The organism is Methylocucumis oryzae (genome assembly GCF_000963695.1).
Taxonomy (GTDB): domain Bacteria; phylum Pseudomonadota; class Gammaproteobacteria; order Methylococcales; family Methylomonadaceae; genus Methylovulum; species Methylovulum oryzae.
This window is the reverse complement of sequence record NZ_LAJX01000389.1, coordinates 1-1,037: the sequence shown is the minus strand read 5'-3', so window position 1 is coordinate 1,037 and position 1,037 is coordinate 1. Positions and strand designations below refer to the sequence as shown.

Annotated in this window: 2 pseudogenes; both read right to left on the bottom strand. The window is 52.0% G+C overall.

From position 1 onward, the window contains the following. Positions 1-170 (bottom strand): annotated as a pseudogene (locus VZ94_RS25430) (IS66 family transposase); the annotation flags it as partial. Between the two features lie 28 nt (positions 171-198). Then, positions 199-1,037: pseudogene (gene tnpC / locus VZ94_RS21850) on the bottom strand (IS66 family transposase); the annotation flags it as partial.

The window sequence follows — 1,037 nt, the reverse complement described above, 5'->3', positions numbered from 1 at the left end:
AAAGTATCCTTGAGCCATTCGGTAGGATTTAAGCCATTGAGTTTAGCCGTCCCTAATAAGGTTTGAATCGCTGCGGCACGGTCGCCAGCCCGTTCAGAACCCACGAATAACCAGTTTTTTTTGCCAATCGCGATAGGTCGAATGCAATTCTCGGTTGGGTTGTTGTCAAGTAACCGTTCAATCTAGCCACGTTGTTTTCTAAAAGACATTCTGATCCTTAACTGTCTCGGAATTTGCCGTTGCAAAAGGCAGCAACTCATCGATACGGCTGTTGGGCCAAGTCGGTAATTTTTCCAAAGTATCCTTGAGCCATTCGGTAGGGTTTAAGCCATTGAGTTTAGCCGTCCCTAATAAGGTTTGAATCGCTGCGGCACGGTCGCCAGCCCGTTCAGAACCCACGAATAACCAGTTTTTTTTGCCAATCGCGATAGGTCGAATGCAATTCTCGGTCGGGTTGTTGTCAATCGGCAAGTGTCCGGTTTCGGCGTAGCGACAAAGCGCTGGCCAGCGTTTGAGGCTGTAATCTAAAGCCTTGGCAGTGGCGCCGCCAGGTGCGGTTTTGGCGCGGGTTGCCATGAGCCAAGCGTGCAAAGAGGCTAGTGCCGGTAGGCTTTTTTCGGCGCGTAAAGCTTGCCGCTCAGCAATGGTCAGGGTCTTAGCTTCGGCTTCTACCGCATATAGCTCAGCTATTCGGTTTAGCGCCTCTAACGCTATCGGGCTGTGATTAGCCTGGTGCAAGTCAAAGAATTTGCGTCGGGCATGTGCGAAACAACCGAGTTCTATACAGGCACCGGCGTCGCCAGTGTCAGTAAATAAGGCCTTATAGCCAGCATAATCATGAGCGCCAAGGAAGGCGTGAATGCAGCAAATGCAGGAGCAATTTGTCGTCGACCATGAGATGGCCTCGCCAATCGCCGAGAAACTCGCGCGCATGGCTGCCGCTGCGACCGGTTTGATAGTCAAAGACGATGATGCGCGGTCCGGGTTGCAAATCGTTGCTGCGGTAAGCCCACAAATAGGCTTTGCGCGTCTTGCCG